At 70.0% G+C, this 15,361-nt stretch carries 13 protein-coding genes; 7 read left to right on the top strand and 6 right to left on the bottom strand.

What is annotated here, in order from left to right:
* Positions 1 to 359 precede the first annotated feature (359 nt).
* Positions 360 to 905, top strand: a complete 546-nt coding sequence (locus ACIG87_RS31235) for a cysteine hydrolase (protein WP_396855210.1) — start codon at positions 360 to 362, stop codon at positions 903 to 905.
* 51 nt (positions 906 to 956) lie between these two features.
* On the opposite strand, the gene ACIG87_RS31230 is transcribed toward ACIG87_RS31235, so the two are convergent.
* A complete protein-coding gene (locus ACIG87_RS31230; RefSeq protein ID WP_396855209.1) occupies positions 957 to 1,472 on the bottom strand; it encodes a hypothetical protein in 516 nt (171 codons plus the stop codon).
* A complete protein-coding gene (locus ACIG87_RS31225) occupies positions 1,472 to 2,983 on the bottom strand; it encodes an RNA-directed DNA polymerase (protein ID WP_396855208.1) in 1,512 nt (503 codons plus the stop codon). Before ACIG87_RS31225 ends, ACIG87_RS31230 begins: the two co-directional genes overlap by 1 nt.
* A gap of 599 nt (positions 2,984 to 3,582) precedes the next feature.
* On the opposite strand from ACIG87_RS31225, the gene ACIG87_RS31220 reads away from it, so the two are divergent.
* A complete protein-coding gene (locus ACIG87_RS31220; RefSeq protein ID WP_396855207.1) occupies positions 3,583 to 4,371 on the top strand; it encodes an alpha/beta fold hydrolase in 789 nt (262 codons plus the stop codon).
* A gap of 105 nt (positions 4,372 to 4,476) precedes the next feature.
* Here the strand turns inward: ACIG87_RS31220 and ACIG87_RS31215 are convergent, their stop codons facing one another.
* The gene (locus ACIG87_RS31215; protein ID WP_396855206.1) at positions 4,477 to 5,433 is read right to left on the bottom strand and encodes an aminoglycoside phosphotransferase family protein; all 957 of its coding nucleotides are present in this window, start codon (positions 5,431 to 5,433) and stop codon (positions 4,477 to 4,479) included.
* Positions 5,434 to 5,670: 237 nt separating this feature from the next.
* On the opposite strand from ACIG87_RS31215, the gene ACIG87_RS31210 reads away from it, so the two are divergent.
* Positions 5,671 to 6,819 carry a polysaccharide pyruvyl transferase family protein gene (locus ACIG87_RS31210; protein WP_396855205.1) on the top strand — a complete coding sequence of 383 codons (1,149 nt, stop codon included), beginning with the start codon at positions 5,671 to 5,673 and terminating at the stop codon, positions 6,817 to 6,819.
* Between the two features lie 84 nt (positions 6,820 to 6,903).
* Here ACIG87_RS31210 and ACIG87_RS31205 read toward each other — a convergent pair whose 3' ends face one another.
* Positions 6,904 to 7,101, bottom strand: a complete 198-nt coding sequence (locus tag ACIG87_RS31205) for a hypothetical protein (protein ID WP_396855204.1) — start codon at positions 7,099 to 7,101, stop codon at positions 6,904 to 6,906.
* Positions 7,102 to 7,184: 83 nt separating this feature from the next.
* Between ACIG87_RS31205 and ACIG87_RS31200 the strand changes: the two genes are divergently transcribed.
* On the top strand, positions 7,185 to 7,706 hold the full coding sequence (locus tag ACIG87_RS31200) for a DinB family protein (protein WP_396855203.1): 522 nt from the start codon (positions 7,185 to 7,187) through the stop codon (positions 7,704 to 7,706).
* Positions 7,707 to 7,768: 62 nt separating this feature from the next.
* Here ACIG87_RS31200 and ACIG87_RS31195 read toward each other — a convergent pair whose 3' ends face one another.
* Positions 7,769 to 7,978, bottom strand: coding sequence for a PfkB family carbohydrate kinase (locus ACIG87_RS31195; RefSeq protein ID WP_396855202.1), 210 nt, complete (start codon positions 7,976 to 7,978; stop codon positions 7,769 to 7,771).
* 195 nt (positions 7,979 to 8,173) lie between these two features.
* Between ACIG87_RS31195 and ACIG87_RS31190 the strand changes: the two genes are divergently transcribed.
* Both ACIG87_RS31190 and ACIG87_RS31185 read left to right on the top strand, forming a co-directional pair.
* Positions 8,174 to 11,470 carry an SNF2-related protein gene (locus ACIG87_RS31190; RefSeq protein ID WP_396855201.1) on the top strand — a complete coding sequence of 1,099 codons (3,297 nt, stop codon included), beginning with the start codon at positions 8,174 to 8,176 and terminating at the stop codon, positions 11,468 to 11,470.
* Positions 11,467 to 12,480 carry an SWIM zinc finger family protein gene (locus tag ACIG87_RS31185; RefSeq protein ID WP_396855200.1) on the top strand — a complete coding sequence of 338 codons (1,014 nt, stop codon included), beginning with the start codon at positions 11,467 to 11,469 and terminating at the stop codon, positions 12,478 to 12,480. Before ACIG87_RS31190 ends, ACIG87_RS31185 begins: the two co-directional genes overlap by 4 nt.
* A gap of 37 nt (positions 12,481 to 12,517) precedes the next feature.
* Here ACIG87_RS31185 and ACIG87_RS31180 read toward each other — a convergent pair whose 3' ends face one another.
* Entirely contained in the window at positions 12,518 to 12,775 is a 258-nt protein-coding gene (locus ACIG87_RS31180) for a DUF3040 domain-containing protein (protein ID WP_396855199.1), read from the bottom strand.
* Between the two features lie 532 nt (positions 12,776 to 13,307).
* Between ACIG87_RS31180 and ACIG87_RS31175 the strand changes: the two genes are divergently transcribed.
* A complete protein-coding gene (locus ACIG87_RS31175; RefSeq protein WP_396855198.1) occupies positions 13,308 to 15,356 on the top strand; it encodes a DUF1800 family protein in 2,049 nt (682 codons plus the stop codon).
* The last annotated feature ends 5 nt before the right edge of the window (positions 15,357 to 15,361 follow it).

The raw sequence follows: 15,361 nt of genomic DNA, 5'->3' as shown, positions 1-15,361 counted from the left end.
ACTATCACCTGGACGGAGAACCAACGGCGCAGCTACAGACACGCCTCATTCTCTCGCAACCCAACCGTACAGTCACTTCAGACACGCGACACTAGTCGCCTGCGGGTTGGCAATCCAATCCATGTGGGTATACACCGACGCGATTACTCGTCAGATTGAGCAGGGTGGCGATCCAAAGGTGTCACTGCAGTACGGGTGGCGCTACCTTCGGGGAGTCCGCTCCCGGCTAACGACCTCACGGCCGAGAGAGACAGGGCAGCACCAAGCCATGCGTAGAGCGATCCTGCGCACGAGCGACCTTATGCCGGCGCTAGAGCAAGCAATCGAAACTCTCCGCGAAACGGATCGAGGTTGAGGCAATGACGACAGGCCAGCCGGTGCTGGTAGTGACCGACATGCAGAACGGGTTCGTTCGAGAGCAGTCAGCGCATGTTGTGCCGATCATTGTCGAGCTAGTTCGGTGCTGGCAGAAAGCCGGGGGCGATACGCTTTTTACTCGCTATCTGAACTATCCGGGAAGCCCTTTTGAGCGATTCTTCGGATGGTCAAAACTTCAGTCAGCGCCCGAGATGGAGATCGTAGAAGAACTAGCTCCATATCTCGACAAGGGAATCGTCCTAGACAAGAGGATCTGCAGCCCCTTTACGCAAGATGGTGAAGAAATATTCACGCGATTCGGCTGGGCGGATGTGTATTTCTGCGGCATAGCGACGGAAAGTTGTGTTTTAAAGGGTGCTGTAGACGCATTCGAAAGGAACCTGACTTCATGGCTAATCGAGGATGCTTCGGCCAGTCATGCTGGCCCACAGGCCCATGAGGCAGGACTTCTAGTTGCGCGCCGATTCATTGGCCCCGGCCAGGTCATTAGCTTATCTGGCATTCCCTCCAAACTCACCATGCACTGATGTGGAACCACGACGAGGACTTCCGGATTTACAGAATAGTCGGGCTCGCCCCTAATCGTGCTCGCGTCGCTCACCTTGCTCGGCGACCTGGTAATCGAGGACTCCAGAGCCTATTCTTCTGTGTGCTCTATTGAAAAACCGGTTCGCGACAAGCTCATTGCTGGCGACGATTGCATTGTATTCGCCGCGAAGGCTTCGCACGAGTTGGTCGATTTCGTCCTGATCCTTGTTGCCACAGGCTGTTTTCTCAAGTCGAATCGTGTGACGTAAAGCGGTGAACCTGTTTGCCGCGTCACGGAGAGACTTTGCTTTCCTGTCGGATCCCAGGAATGCCGAAGTGGCAGCGACTGCGCCAGTCACGGCCCCCACGGCTCCCCATTGCTTCGATTGCCCTGTTGCAACAAGAATCGAGGCAACCGAAGCAGCTAGAGCAGGAAGAAAGACGATCGCCTTCCCCCAAAATTCTGCTGATTTCGCAGCCTCAAAGTAGGTTTGCGCCGAGTAGTTCGAGTCCTCATACATGCGGTCCAGTTCGGCAATGTAGGCGCTGCCACCATCTTTGGTCACTATGTCCAGTCTTTCAATTGCGGCGTGGGTATGGTTTCTGGATCACTTTTCAAGTAGTCAGCCGTCAGGCGAAGCGATGAGTGAGACTTCGATATTTTGGAAAGATAGTCTTTCGTAGCTCCACCTGATTCATGACAGGCCACCAATAAAGCTCGCCGGACCCGCAGATTGTCTTCGTTCATAAACTGCAGCCGCAACCTAGAGTCATCGCCGGAAGCAGGATGGAGTCCGATGTACCTCGCTGCGAATTCGCGGACGAATCCGTCGACGTTTCGGTCCACAAGTATATCCCATGCCGCCTTTTGAGTGGAGGCGTCGACAATCCGGTGATTGATCAAATAAATCAGTATATGCTGCTGCGCATATGAGTAGATAGCTAGGTGCTGATCAGTAAGGTAGTTGGCAACTGCGTAGGAAATTCTGGGGTCTGTCTCCTGAAATCGGCCCAAGTAGGCGAGCACCTCACGGGCGAGGTGAGGTATCTCTCCGAAATTACGTAGCAGCCATGACACCGCATAAGGCGAATCCGCCCGCCGGAGTTGAGTGAGACTGAACTTCAAGTCTCGGGCAGACGGTGGACGCTTCGAGATGGTGCGGTCAAAGAAGAGCTTAAGCTCTTTCAGGGCGTCGGGAGAATTCTTTCGAATGCCGTAATTGATGGCGTCCTTCTCCATATCTTCGAGTTCCGCCAGAACATCCTTACTGTCGACTATCCGCGTCTTACTGGAGGAAAGGATGAGATTCCTGCTTCGTAGGATGCGGTTGATTCGGAGGATGACCTCTCGGAGTTGAATCCAGTCCGAGCCGAATACAATAATATCGTCCGAGTATCGAAAATGAGTAAAGCCGAGTCGCTGTATTTCTAAATCTACCTGGCGCAAGTAGAGGTTGGCGAGTATTCCTGAAGTGTCTGGTCCTTGCGGTATTCCCGAGACGTTGTTAAGGGTGTTGAGCGCATGCAGGAATCCGTTCAGTATCTCAACCGCCCACTTGGGTGCTGAAAGTGTATTCAGGTCATCCACCAAAGCATCTACTTCTATGTGTTCATAAAAAGACGTAACGTCGGTTCGGGCCATGTGCCAGTCTGGCTTCTGCTTATGGAACCTGCGCACAGCTCGTTGCATTTGCATCCAGGACCAGGTTGGCGCAAGAACTCGTCGCTTCCGCCCCCACCAACGGGAACTCCAAACTGCGTCTGACATTGCCTTGCCGACCACTGGCGCGACAGCGAGGACTGCTGCATCGTAGATCAGTCGGTGATTGAGTTGAAGGCGAGTCAGTGGGCGAACCATAAGGCGATCTTTTGGGAGATCTACGACATCAACAGTGTCGGGTTGATAGTCGTCGTGTTCGATCATCCGAACGACCCGAGACCTGTACGTCTTCCAGTTCGCTGCAGTGTCAGCAAAGGAAATTGGATCGGGCAGGTCCAGGTCGCCGCTGGATTCGCCTAAGTGGGACCAGGCGAGATCGAGATGGTTGATAATCGAATTACGGTCGCTAGCAAGCACGTCTAGGACTCCAGAGCGGAGGGGAGGAAGAGTCCGATCGACTGGGGCAGTACGGCACTTCGATCAGCCGTTCAGTATAGCCGAACGTCCATCATAAACTCGTCAGTACCCCGCTGCCGTATGCCGGGGCATCCGCCGAGGTAGCACACGATGCTTCGGCCTGCCACCGCGCGATGATCATTCTCTCGGGACGAACAGGTCGGATTGCTCTAGTCGACTCCAGTTTCCGGTCGTCTGAGTCGTCGTCTCGTTCAGTCTCGTTCGTGGAGCGCCGGCCGGGCCCGTTCGGGCCGTGCGTCGCTGCTCATGATCCCTGATGGACTTCACCGAACGACGCGTCACCGAACCTACAAGCGGGGGTCGCAGGTTCGAAACCTGCCGCGCCCACCCACCCCGCACCACCACCGGCATCGCAGCGGGTCCGTCGACGGTTCGGCGGCGACGATGCGGGAGATCCCCACCGGCGACGGCGATCGCATCGTTGAGCTGTGGGGCCCGTCCGCCGGGCCGCCGCCCGTCCCACGCCGCCGGAGGCCCGAGGGGCCGCCGTCTGGGCGTCCTCTCCCGACCGGGGCCCGCCCAGGTCGAAGGAGACACCGGTGAGCTATGCCGACGTCAACGGGCTGCGACTCTGGTACGAGGAGCACGGCGACGGACGGCCGCTGGTGCTGCTGCATGGCGGCTACGGCGCGGTGGAGACGTTCGCCCCGATCCTGCCGGCGCTGGCGCGACGTCGCCGGGTGATCGCGGTGGACCTCCAGGGCCACGGCCGGACCGCCGACGTGGACCGACCCCTGCGGTACGAGTCGATGGCCGACGACGTCGCCGCGCTGCTACGTCACCTCGACCTGCCCGGGGCGGAGGTGCTGGGCTACTCCCTCGGCGGCGGGGTGGCGCTGCGGACCGCGATCCAGCATCCGGAACTGGTGCGCCGGCTGGTGCTGGTCTCCACCCCGTGCCGGCGGCAGGGCTGGTATCCCCAGGTGCTGGCCGCGATGGCCGGCCAGGACGCGCGGGCCGGCGAACAGATGCGTGGCACGCCCCCGCACCAGCTCTACCAACGGATCGCGCCCCGACCGCAGGACTGGCCGGTGCTGTGGGCCAAGACCGGTGACCTGCTACGCCGCGAGTACGACTGGTCGCCGCAGGTGGCGGCGCTGGCCGTACCGACCCTGCTGGTCTTCGCCGACGCCGACTCGATCCCGGTCGCCCACATGGCCGAGTTCTACGGCCTGCTCGGCGGTGGCCACCGCCCCCCGGCCGGAAACGGCACCGGCCGCCCCCTCTCCCGCCTGGCCGTCCTCCCCGGCCTGACCCACCAGGAAACCCCCACCACCCCGCTCCTCCCCCACCTCATCCTCCCCTTCCTGACCCACCCCCTCCACTAACCCCGCCCCGCCCCCGCGTCCCCCGGCCCCTCGCGTGATCAAGAGGTTTGCGTCACGAAATCCGCGGCGGGTTCGACGCTGCTGATGACGCAAACCTCTTGATCATCACGCGGTCGCCGGGTGGGTGAGGCGGTGGCGCAGCCAGGGGAGGAGGGCGTCGGCCTGGGCCTGTTGGAAGGCGCGGACGGTGGGGATGCCGGCGGGTGGCGGGTGGCGGGCGCTGTCGGTGAAGAAGCCGGCCAGGCCCGCGTAGAAGCCGGTCAGCGCGGCCGGGTCGACGTCGGCGGTGAGCGGCAGCCGGCGCAGCAGCGCCTCGGTGTCGTGCCCGCCGTGCAGCCGCACGTTGACCAGCAGCAGCGCGGTGTCCAGCCAGGCGGGGCCCCGGCAGGCCCACGGCCAGTCCACCACGGTGACCGCCCCGTCCGGGCCGATCAACAGGTTGTCGGCCCGGACGTCGAGGTGACACAGGGTGTCGCCGGTCAGGCCGGCCAGTCCCCGGTTGGCTGCCGCGCACAACTCCGCCAGGTGCGCGGCGACCCACGGGTCGAGCCCCGGCGGTGGGTCGGCGGCGATCCGCTGCCAGCCGGCGAAGTCGTGGGCCAGCCGCTCGGCGGCGGTCGGTGTGTCCGGCACCGGATTCGGCGTGAGCGTGTCGGCCAGGGCGGCCAACGCGCGCAGCACCGGGCCGAGGTCGGCGTCCCGCCAGGGGGTGTACGGGTGCCGCCCGTCGACGTCGGACAGCACGAGCGCCACCCATTCGCCGTCGTCGTAACAGCCGAGCAGCCGGGGCGTCGGCGCGGACGGGGGCAGGGCGGCGGTGTGCCGGGCCTCGGCGCGGTGCATCCGGGGGCTGTCCGGGTTTTGCGCGGGGCTGACCGCCTTGACGAACGCCCGCCGGCCATCGGCGGTCCGCACCCGGTCGGCGGTGCCGGGGGAGTACCCGCCCGGCTGGGAGACCGCCTCGACCACCCGGTCGCCGACGATCCGCTCCACCGCCTGCCTGACATGCCCAGGCAGCTCATCCCACCCGATCCTGCCCCCACCCGCGCCCGCACCCGCCATCCCCCCACCCTGGCGAGCACCCCTCACCCAGGCAACCCGATTACCCCACCCACCCCACCCACGCCCCGCACCGGCTCCCCCTCCCGCCCCGCCCCGATGATCAAGAGGTTTACGTCAACATCCCGGCCCGACCCGACGTAAACCTCTTGATCACCGGGGCGGGAGCGGCGGCGGGGGTGGGCATGGGTGGGGTGGGAGGGGGAATGCGGGCGGGACGGTCCTGGGGAGGAGTGACGGATGAGGGGTCCCACCGGCTTGACCATCGGTGTGCTCGGCTCGTACGGCGGTCGGAACCTGGGGGACGAGGCGATTCTCACCGGCCTGCTGGCCGACCTGCGCGACCAGGAGCCGAACGCCCGCATCATCGTGTTCTCCCGGAACCCGGCGCACACCGCGCTGGCCCACCCCGACGTCGAGGCGGTGCCCTGGGAGGGCGTCAGCCGGGTCGACTCGGCCGAGGTGCTGGCCCAGCTCGACCTGCTCATCCTCGGCGGCGGCGGCATCCTGTACGACAAGGAGGCGCGCCGCTACCTGCGGGTCGTCCGGGTCGCCCAGGAACGCGGGCTGCCCCTGCTGACGTACGCGGTGGGCGTGGGGCCGCTCAACGACGGGGTGGACAGCGGCATGGTCCGGGAGACCCTGGCCGGGGCGACCGAGGTGACCGTCCGGGATCAGGAGTCCCGGATGGTGCTGGAGGAGGCCGGTCTGATCAACCCGATCACCGTCACCGCCGACCCGGCGTTCCTGCTGGAGCCGGAGGAGTTCCCCGCCCGACTGCTGCGCGAGGAGGGGGTGCCCGCCGGCAAGCGCCTGGTCGGGCTGAGCGTCCGCGAGCCGGGGCGGGCCGCCGAGCGGCTCGACGTCGACGGGTACCACCGGCTGCTCGCCCAGATCGGCGACTTCCTGGTGCAGCGGATCGACGCGCACGTGCTCTTCGTTCCGATGGAACGCGACGACATCCGGCACTCGCACGGGGTGCTGTCCCACATGATCGCCGCCGATCGGGGGCGGATCCTGCACGGCGACTACTCGCCCCGGCAGGTGCTCGGCCTGATGAAGCACTTCGACCTGGCGGTCGGCATGCGGCTGCACTTCCTGATCTTCGCGGCGATGGTCGGCACCCCGTTCCTGCCGCTGCCGTACGCGGGAAAGGTCTTCGACCTGGCCCAGCGGCTCGGCGTGCCGGCGCTGCGCGGCGTGGAACGCGAGGTGGAGGGTCCGCTGCTGGCGGAGGTCGACCGGCTCTGGGACGAACGGGAGTCCCGCCGGGAGGCCACCGCCCGGCGGGTCGCCGAGGTGTGCGACCAGGCCCGGGGCACCTCCCAGGTCACCCGCGCCGTGCTGGACAGCCTGCGCTCCCGGTCCCTGGCCCGGATGGCGGCCTGACGGGGGTCGGGCCTCTCGTGGCCGCCTGAGAAGCACCGCCCGCCGGGCCCACCGCCATCCCGAGGGTGGGCCCGGCGACGTCGGTCAGACCGCCGGGCCGCGCCACCGGTAGCGCCACCGGTCGCCCGCCGACTCCAGTTCGTAGACGTGGGCGTCGACCAGCCCCTGCGGGCCGAGGTGGTGATGGGTCAGCGGAGGACGCTCGTTGCTGTCCAGTTCGACGTCGACCGTCTCGCCGTCAGCCGGGCCGTCCGCCAGGGGAATCCGTACCGTCGACGCCATGCGCCCATCCTGCCAAGCCGGCCGCCGGGCCGCAGGGATTGCCGGGACAGCGGGATGGCACCATGCGCGGCTATCGTCCCTTGATGACGGAAATCCAGATCGACCTGACGCTCGCTCCGGTGCTGGCCCGCACCGGTGACGAACGGGCCGTGCTCGACGCGTTCCTCGACTTCCACCGCGCGATCGTGCTGCGCAAGGCGCGCGGCCTGACCGACGCCGAGGCGACCCGCCGGCTGGTGCCGTCCGCGACCACCCTGGCCGGCCTCCTGCGGCACCTCACCCTGGTCGAGCGGAACTGGTTCCAGTTCCTGCTCGACCCCGCCCCCGGCGACGTCTTCCCGACCTCCGAGGAGGACGCCGCTGTCAGCTTCGCCGTGGCCGAGGGGGAATCGCTCGACTCGCTCGCCGCCGGCTACGAACGGGCCTGTGCCCGCTCCCGTGAGCTGGCCGCCCGGTTCCCGCTGGACCATGTCGTCCCGCAGCCGCAGCTCGGTGAGGTGTCGCTGCGCTGGATCATGGTGCACATGATCGAGGAGACCGCCCGGCACGCCGGCCACGCCGACATCCTCCGTGAGCTGACCGACGGCACCACCGGCCAGCTCTGACCCACACCGGGTCGGCGGCAGCACGGTCACCTCGCCCGCCCCGGCAGGGCCGGTCGGCATCGTCAGTCGGGGCGGGGGAGCAGGCCGGGCGGGTACTGCATGCCGTCGTGGGTGCAGGCGGCTGCGGCGACCCGGGCGGCGTAACCGGCGGCCTGCGGCAGCGCCACCCCGCGGAGCCGGGCGGCGAGCAGACCGGCGGCGAAGGCGTCGCCGGCCCCGTTGGTGTCGACCACCGTCACCGCCAGCCCGAGCGCCTCGGCGGCCAGCGCCACCCCGGACCCGGTGTTGCCGATCCGCAGTTCGATCCCGGAACAATGACCGAGTCGGCGACGGGCAGCGGCAGCGCGGACACCCGGGCGCGGATGTCCACCCCCAGGCCGCCGACCACGAGAAGATCCACCATGGCGCCGACGGTATCCGGCCGCCGCCGCCTATCCTGGCCCCCGGGCGTCGACGAGGGGGAAGCTGTGCTGGTCGTCCACGGGTCGTGGCTGCACGGGGCCGGTCTGGCGGTCTGGGCGGAGGATTCCACCCGGTCGGCACCCGCGCCGCGTCGCCCCGGCCGGGCCCCCCGCGAGCGTCCCCATCCCTTCGCCGCCGAGCCGGCCGCGCTGTCCGCGCTGCTCGGCGACCGCCCGGCCGGCACCGTGCTGCTCACCCTCCCCACCCGGGCCGGTGCACCGCTGCACTCCCCGGAGCTGGTCCCGGCCACCGTCGGGGAACCGGTCCGTGGGCCGGTCACCCTCGCCGGCTGGCGAACCCCCACGCTCCGGTACGCCCCGGACGACGCGCTGGACCTGCTGCGTACCCTCGACGGGCTCGACGCCGTCGCGGGGGCCAGCCTGCGCCACCTCGCCGAGCTGGCCGGCTTCGCGGTCGACCTGGTGGCCCGGGGCCGGCTGCTGCCCGGCGTGGCCGATCGTCCCCCCGGGAACGTACCCGAGTCACCGGCCGGCCGGCGGAGGCCCGGCACCCGGTCGGTCCGGCCCGGCGGGGCGGCGGTCGGGTGGGCGGTGTGGCGGCCCCTGCTCACCGGCGCGGACGCCGCGTGGGCCCGGTCGCTGGCGCTCGCCCTGCCCCCGGCCGCTCGGGCCGCCGCCGACGCCCCGGCGACCGCCTCCCGACCCGGTCCCGGCGCGGCCTCCACGGCCGCCGGGGCACCTTCCGGCAACGGCGCGGTCGGTGCGGCCGGCGTGCGGTCCGGCTCCGGTGGGGTGGGGGCGGCTGGCGGCGCGGCAGCGGTCGGGGTGTGGTCCGGTCCTGGCGGGGGCGGGGCGGCGGGCGTCGGTGTGCTGGTCGCCGACGCGCTGGACCTGCTCACCGACGCCGCCGCCCGGCGGGCGTTGGCCGACACCGACCTGGTCCGGGGCGGTCGACGCGACGGCGTGACGGCCGGTTGGCTGGCGGCGCTGACCGGCCCGCAGCGTCGGTTCACCGCCGAACCCACCGCGCTGGACACCCTCCGCGCCGAGCTGGACGCCTGGCAGCGTGACGCCGTCGGCGGCCCGGTCCGGGCCAGCTTCCGGCTGGTCGAGCCGGCCGACGACGAGATCGTCGACACCCTGACCGTGGTCCCGGCCGACCCGTCGACCGTCGTCGGGCAGGGTGGGCGGTGGCGGATCGAGTTCGGCCTGCAGGCCGCCGACGAGCCGGGCCTGCACGTCGCCGCCGGCGACATCTGGCGTACGCCGGAGCGGTTACCGGCGCTCGCGGGCCGGTGGGACGACCCGCAGGAGACCCTGCTGGCCGAGCTGGGCCGGGCCGGGCGACTCTGGCCGGAGCTGGACGAGGCGCTGCGCACCCCCGCCCCGGAACAGGTGGAGCTGGACGTCGAGGGGGCCCACCGGTTCCTGCGCGACGGTGCCCCGGTGCTGCACGCCGCCGGCTTCGGGGTGCTGCTGCCGTCCTGGTGGCGGCGGCCGTCGGCGCGACTCGGCACCCGGTTGCAGGCCCGCAGCCGGACCGCCCCGGGCACCGTCGCCGCCGCCTCCGGGCTCGGCCTGGACGCGCTGGTCGACTACCGCTGGGAGGTGGCGCTCGGTGACGAGACGATCGACGTCGACGAGTTGGCGGCCCTGGCCGCGTTGAAGACCCCGCTGGTGCGGCTGCGCGGCCGGTGGGTGGAGCTGGACCCGAAACGGCTGGCCGCCGGCCTGCGGCTGCTGCGTTCCTCCGGCGAGCTGACCGTCGCCGACCTGCTCAAGATGGGGCTGGCCGGGGCGGACCGGCCGGACGCGCTGCCGGTGCTGGAGGTGACCGCCGACGGGCCGCTCGGTGACCTGCTGGCCGGGCAGGCCGAACGGCGGCTCGCCCCACTGGACCCGCCGCCCGCCTTCAAGGGCACCCTGCGGCCGTACCAGCGGCGTGGGCTGGCCTGGCTGGCCTTCCTCCAGTCGCTGGGGCTCGGCGGGGTGCTCGCCGACGACATGGGGCTGGGCAAGACCGTGCAACTGCTCGCCCTGCTCGCCGGGGACCGCCCGGACGCCGGGCCGACCCTGCTGGTCTGTCCGATGTCGCTGGTCGGCAACTGGCAGCGGGAGGCGGCCCGGTTCACCCCTGGGCTGCGGGTGCACGTGCACCACGGCGCGGACCGGGCCCGGGACGCGGAGTTCGAGGCGGCGGTGCACGCCGCCGACCTGGTGCTCACCACGTACTCGGTGGCCGCCCGGGACGCGGTCGCGCTGGCGTCGGTCGGCTGGCACCGGGTGGTGGTCGACGAGGCCCAGGCGATCAAGAACGCGGCCACCCGGCAGGCCGAGGCGATCAGGGCGCTGCCCGCCCGGCACCGGGTCGCCGTCACCGGCACGCCGGTGGAGAACCGGCTGGCCGACCTCTGGTCGATCATGCAGTTCGCCAATCCCGGCCTGCTCGGGCCGGCGAGCAGCTTCCGGCAGTCGTACGCGGTGCCGATCGAGCGGCACGGGGACGCCGAGACCGCAGCGCGGCTGCGCCGGATTACCGGTCCGTTCGTGCTGCGCCGACTCAAGACCGATGCCTCGATCATCTCCGACCTGCCGGAGAAGCTGGAGATGGAGGTGCTCTGCAACCTCACCGCCGAGCAGGCCTCGCTCTACCGGGCGATCGTCGACGAGATGCTGGCGAAGATCGAGTCCAGCGAGGGGATGGAACGGCGGGGCCTGGTGCTGGCCACCATGACCCGGCTCAAACAGGTCTGCAACCACCCCGCCCAACTGCTGCGCGACGGCTCGCCGCTGGCCGGCCGCTCCGGCAAGCTGCAACGGTTGGAGGAGATCGTCGACGAGGTGCTCGCGGCCGACGAGCGGGCCCTGCTCTTCACCCAGTACGCCGAGTTCGGCGCGCTGCTGCGCGGCCACCTGTCGGCCCGCTTCGGTCGGGAGGTGCTCTACCTGCACGGCGGGGTCGGCAAGGCCGACCGGGACGACCTGGTCACCCGGTTCCAGTCCCCGGACGGTCCGGCCCTGTTCGTGCTCTCCCTCAAGGCCGGCGGCACCGGGCTCACCCTGACCGCCGCCAACCACGTCGTGCACGTCGACCGGTGGTGGAACCCGGCGGTCGAGGACCAGGCCACCGACCGGGCGTTCCGGATCGGCCAGCGGCGGCGGGTACAGGTCCGCAAGTTCGTCTGCGCCGGCACCGTCGAGGAGAAGGTGGCCGCGATGATCGCCGAGAAACGGGGCCTGGCCGCGTCCGTGGTGGGCAGCGGCGAACAGTGGGTCACCGAGCTGTCCACCGGGCAGCTGCGGGAACTGTTCGCGTTGGAGGCCGGGGCGGTGGTCGAATGACCGCCCGGGGTGCCGGACCCCGTGCGGGAGGATCCGGCGCGGAGGGCACCGGCGCGGGGGGCTCGTTCGCCGACTTCGGCCCGCCGCGCCGGGTCGACGACGGGCTGAAGGCGCGCAGCACCCGGGGCGCGATCGGGGTCTCCTGGTGGTCCCGGCGCTTCCTGGAGGTGTTGGAGTCGTTCGCGCTCGGCACCCGGCTCACCCGGGGCCGGTCGTACGCCCGCCGGGGGCAGGTGCTCCGGCTGGACGTGTCACCCGGCCGGGTCGAGGCGAGCGTGCAGGGTTCCCGGGCCGCGCCGTACCCGGTCGTCATCGCGTTGCCGCCCTTCCCCGCCCGGCTCTGGGAGCGGGTCGAGCGGGAGTTGGCCGGTCAGGCGTTCTTCAGCGCCCGGCTGCTCGCCGGGGACCTGCCGGCGGAGCTGGAACAGGTGTTCGCCGACGCCGGGGCGCCACTGTTCCCCGGGTCGGTGGGGGAGTTGACGCAGCGCTGCGGCTGTCCTGACTTCGCGGTGCCGTGCAAACATCTCGCGGCGACGTTCTACCTGCTCGCGGAGGCGTTCGACGCCGATCCGTTCCAACTGCTGCACTGGCGGGGCCGCAGCCGGGACGAACTGCTGGGCCGGCTCCGTACGCTCCGCGCCGAGGCGGTCGGCCCGTCGTCCGTCCCCGCCGACCGCTCGGCCTCCGACGAGTCGGCGGTGGGCTCCTCGGGCGACGGGCCGTCGGTGCCCGTACCGTCGACGGTGGACGCCGCGGCGACCGGCGGGAGCGGCCCGCAGACCGCTCCGGCGGGAGCGGCCCGGGTGCTCGCCGGCCTGCCCGAGATGCCGCCCACCGAGGCGGTGGACCGGTTCTGGCTGTCACCGGTGCCGCTGCCGGACCGGCCGCCGATCCTGGCCACCGGCCCGGAACTGCTGCTGCGGCAGCTCGGCTCGCCCGCTCCGGCGATCGGCGGCCCCGGCCTGCTGGAACGCCTGCGTCGGGCCTACCAGGCCCTCGGCCCGAGCTGACCGACGGCACGACAGACACCGTCCGGGGCTGACAGGGTCAGCGCCAGCGGTGCCGGACGTGCCACATCAGGCCGGCGTTGGCCGCCAGGACCACGAGGCACATGGCACCGGCGGTCCGCCCGGCCAGGACGGTCATCGCGGGCAACGACGCCCACAGGACGATGGTCAGCAACATCAGCCAGCGTCCGCGTCGGGTCCGGACCCGATGGTCGAGTCTCGCGAAGAACTTCGGATCGCTCTCCCGGAGCTGCCGGGTGATCTGTTCGAATCTGCGCTGATCCTCTTTGCTGAGCATGGCGGTGCCTTCCCCTCACGGCTTCAGCGGTTCGGCGGCTTACCCGCTCCGGCGGCGGGTCACGCCCTTCTGCTGCTGCTACTTTCGGTGCCGGTGCTGCACCGGCCCGGCAGGACGGGGCCGGGCGTGACGGCCGCCGTCGTCCGGCACCGTGAGCCGATGGGACAGGCGGCGTGAACCGGGCCGGACGGGCGCTCGGACGACCTCAGCGCAGCCTTACCGGTGCCTTAAGTTTCGCTGTCCCGCCGAACGTCGCGCGCGGCGACACGTACCGCTGAAACGGCGCGGCAGGGTCGCTGTCGGACACGTCGTCCCTGCTGGCGACGTCGACACCCGGTCGGGGCGGAACCGCCCGGTCGACGGTGCTGCTGAGCAGCGCCTTAAGTGCCCTTTCGGACCGTCACGGGCAGCCTTGATGGCATCCCACCCCTTGGCTACTTTCCCGTACAACTCCTCCGGCAGCAGCCGCCGCACCCTCCGCCCCGCCCCCGGTCGCAGCGTGCGGCGCACCGAAAGAAAACGGGATTGGTACATGGCCGACCAGAATGTGCCACCGCGTCGACCGCGCAACGACCGTGGCGGGGACGGGCGACAGCAGCCCCACCCCGACGGCCGCACCCCGGTGTCGTACGGCGTCCCGGGCTACCCTGCCGCACCGTACGGCGGACCGCACGCCGAGTATCCCGCCGCCGGTACGCCGGCGTCGCGTGGCCCGCAGTGGGTCGGCCCCGAGGGCCTGGGCCGGCAGGCGTTCCACCAGCCGGCCGGCACCGGACTGCCCAACCTGGACGACGACGGTGACCGGGGCCGGGTCGGCCGGCGGCGTGCCCTGGTCGCGCTGGGCGGCACCGCCGCGGTGGTGGCCGGGGGCGCGGCGCTGGCGATGAGCCCCCAGGTGCGGGGTCTCTTCGGTGGCGACTCCGTCGCCGGGGACGCGACCGGCACCACCGTCACCGACGGCACGCCGGCCCGCCCCAGTGGCCAGCAGCCGAGCACGGTACGCACCTACACCGAGCAGAACGAGAGCTACATGGGCTCCCGGGCCGGGGTGGCGCTGAAGAAGAACTCGCCCAGCGGTGGGCGTACCTTCTCCGGCCCGGCCGCCGCGGCGGCGGAGACCCCGGTGACGGTGCAGACCGTGCTGGCCAAGGACCCGGTCCGGCACCTCGCCAGCCGGGCCACCTTCGGGGCCACTCCGAAGGTGCTCGCCGACATCAGGCGGATGGGCATCGACGCCTGGGTCCGGGCCCAGCTCGACCCGGAGAAGATCGCGCCGAGCGCCGCCGAGCTGAAGCTCGCCGAGCTGCCCACTCTCAAGCTGTCCAGCCAACAACTCCGCGACCAGCGGGAGCAGCTCAACGAGCGGGGGGCACAGCCGGAGAAGGAGATGGTCGACGGCACGCTGGCCCGGCAGATCTGGTCGGAGCGGCAGCTCTACGAGGTGATGGTCGACTTCTGGAACGACTTCCTGCACGTCGCCGCGGACTTCGACGGTGGCGAGGCGTACCGCAACTCGTTCGACCGGGACGTGGTCCGCAAGCACGCCATGGGCAGCTACCCGGACATGCTGGTGGCCGCGAACAAGCATCCGGCGCTGCTGCTGTACCTGAACCAGAACGACTCCCGGGCCGACGCGGTCAACGAGAACCTGGCCCGGGAGAACCTGGAGCTGTACTCGGTCGGCGTCGACGGCGGCTACACCGAGAAGGACGTCCGGCAGGCCGCCCTGCTCCAGACCGGCCGGGGCGTCGACGACGGAAAGTACGTCTTCCGCAACGAGCGGCACTACCGGGGCAAGGTCAAGATCCTCGGCTTCAGCCACCCCAACGACTCGACCGACCCGAAGAAGGCCGACCAGGTCATCGACGCGTACATCACCTACATCGCGCTGCACCCGTCGACCGCCCGGTACGTGGCGCGCAGCCTGGCCACCCGGTTCGTCTCGGACACCCCGCCGAAGTCCCTGGTGGACCGGCTCGCCAAGATCTACACGGTCAACAAGGGCTCGGTGAAGCCGCTGCTCATGTCGCTGTTCAGCTCCTCGGAGTTCTGGGCGGCGGTGGGCCAGAAGGTGCGGCGGCCGATGGAGTACCTGGTCGCCACCTACCGGACCCTGGGCGTCGGGCCGCAGGCCGGGCCGGGCTTCCGGCAGGGCGACAGCAAACGCACCGCGTTCGCCCAGGGGCTACGCCAGATCCACGACAAGCTGCGCGAGCTGGGCCAGTACCCGATGGGCCAGCCCACCCCCGACGGCTATCCGGACGTCTACGTCGCCTGGACGTCGGCCGGGACGATGGTCAACGGGTGGAACGAGGCCGGTGACCTGATCGCCGGCAACCGCACCCAGTTCACCTACACCAGGGCGGAGAAGCTGGTGGCGAAGCCGCCGACGACCGCCGGGGCGTACGTGGACGCGCTGGCCCAACGGCTGGTGCACCAGAAGCTGACCGCCCGGGAACGCAACCTGATCCTCGGGGTGGCCGGCGTGTCCGCCACCACCAAGGTCGACGCCACGTTCAACGGGGCCGTCGCCGCCGTCGCGCGGGCGATCCTCGCGTCCCCCCAGCACCACCTCCGGTGACGCAG

This window comes from Micromonospora sp. NPDC051925, assembly GCF_044548625.1.
Lineage (GTDB): Bacteria > Actinomycetota > Actinomycetes > Mycobacteriales > Micromonosporaceae > Micromonospora.
Note: the sequence above shows the minus strand (reverse complement) of the source record. Positions and strands in the feature narration are given on the sequence as shown.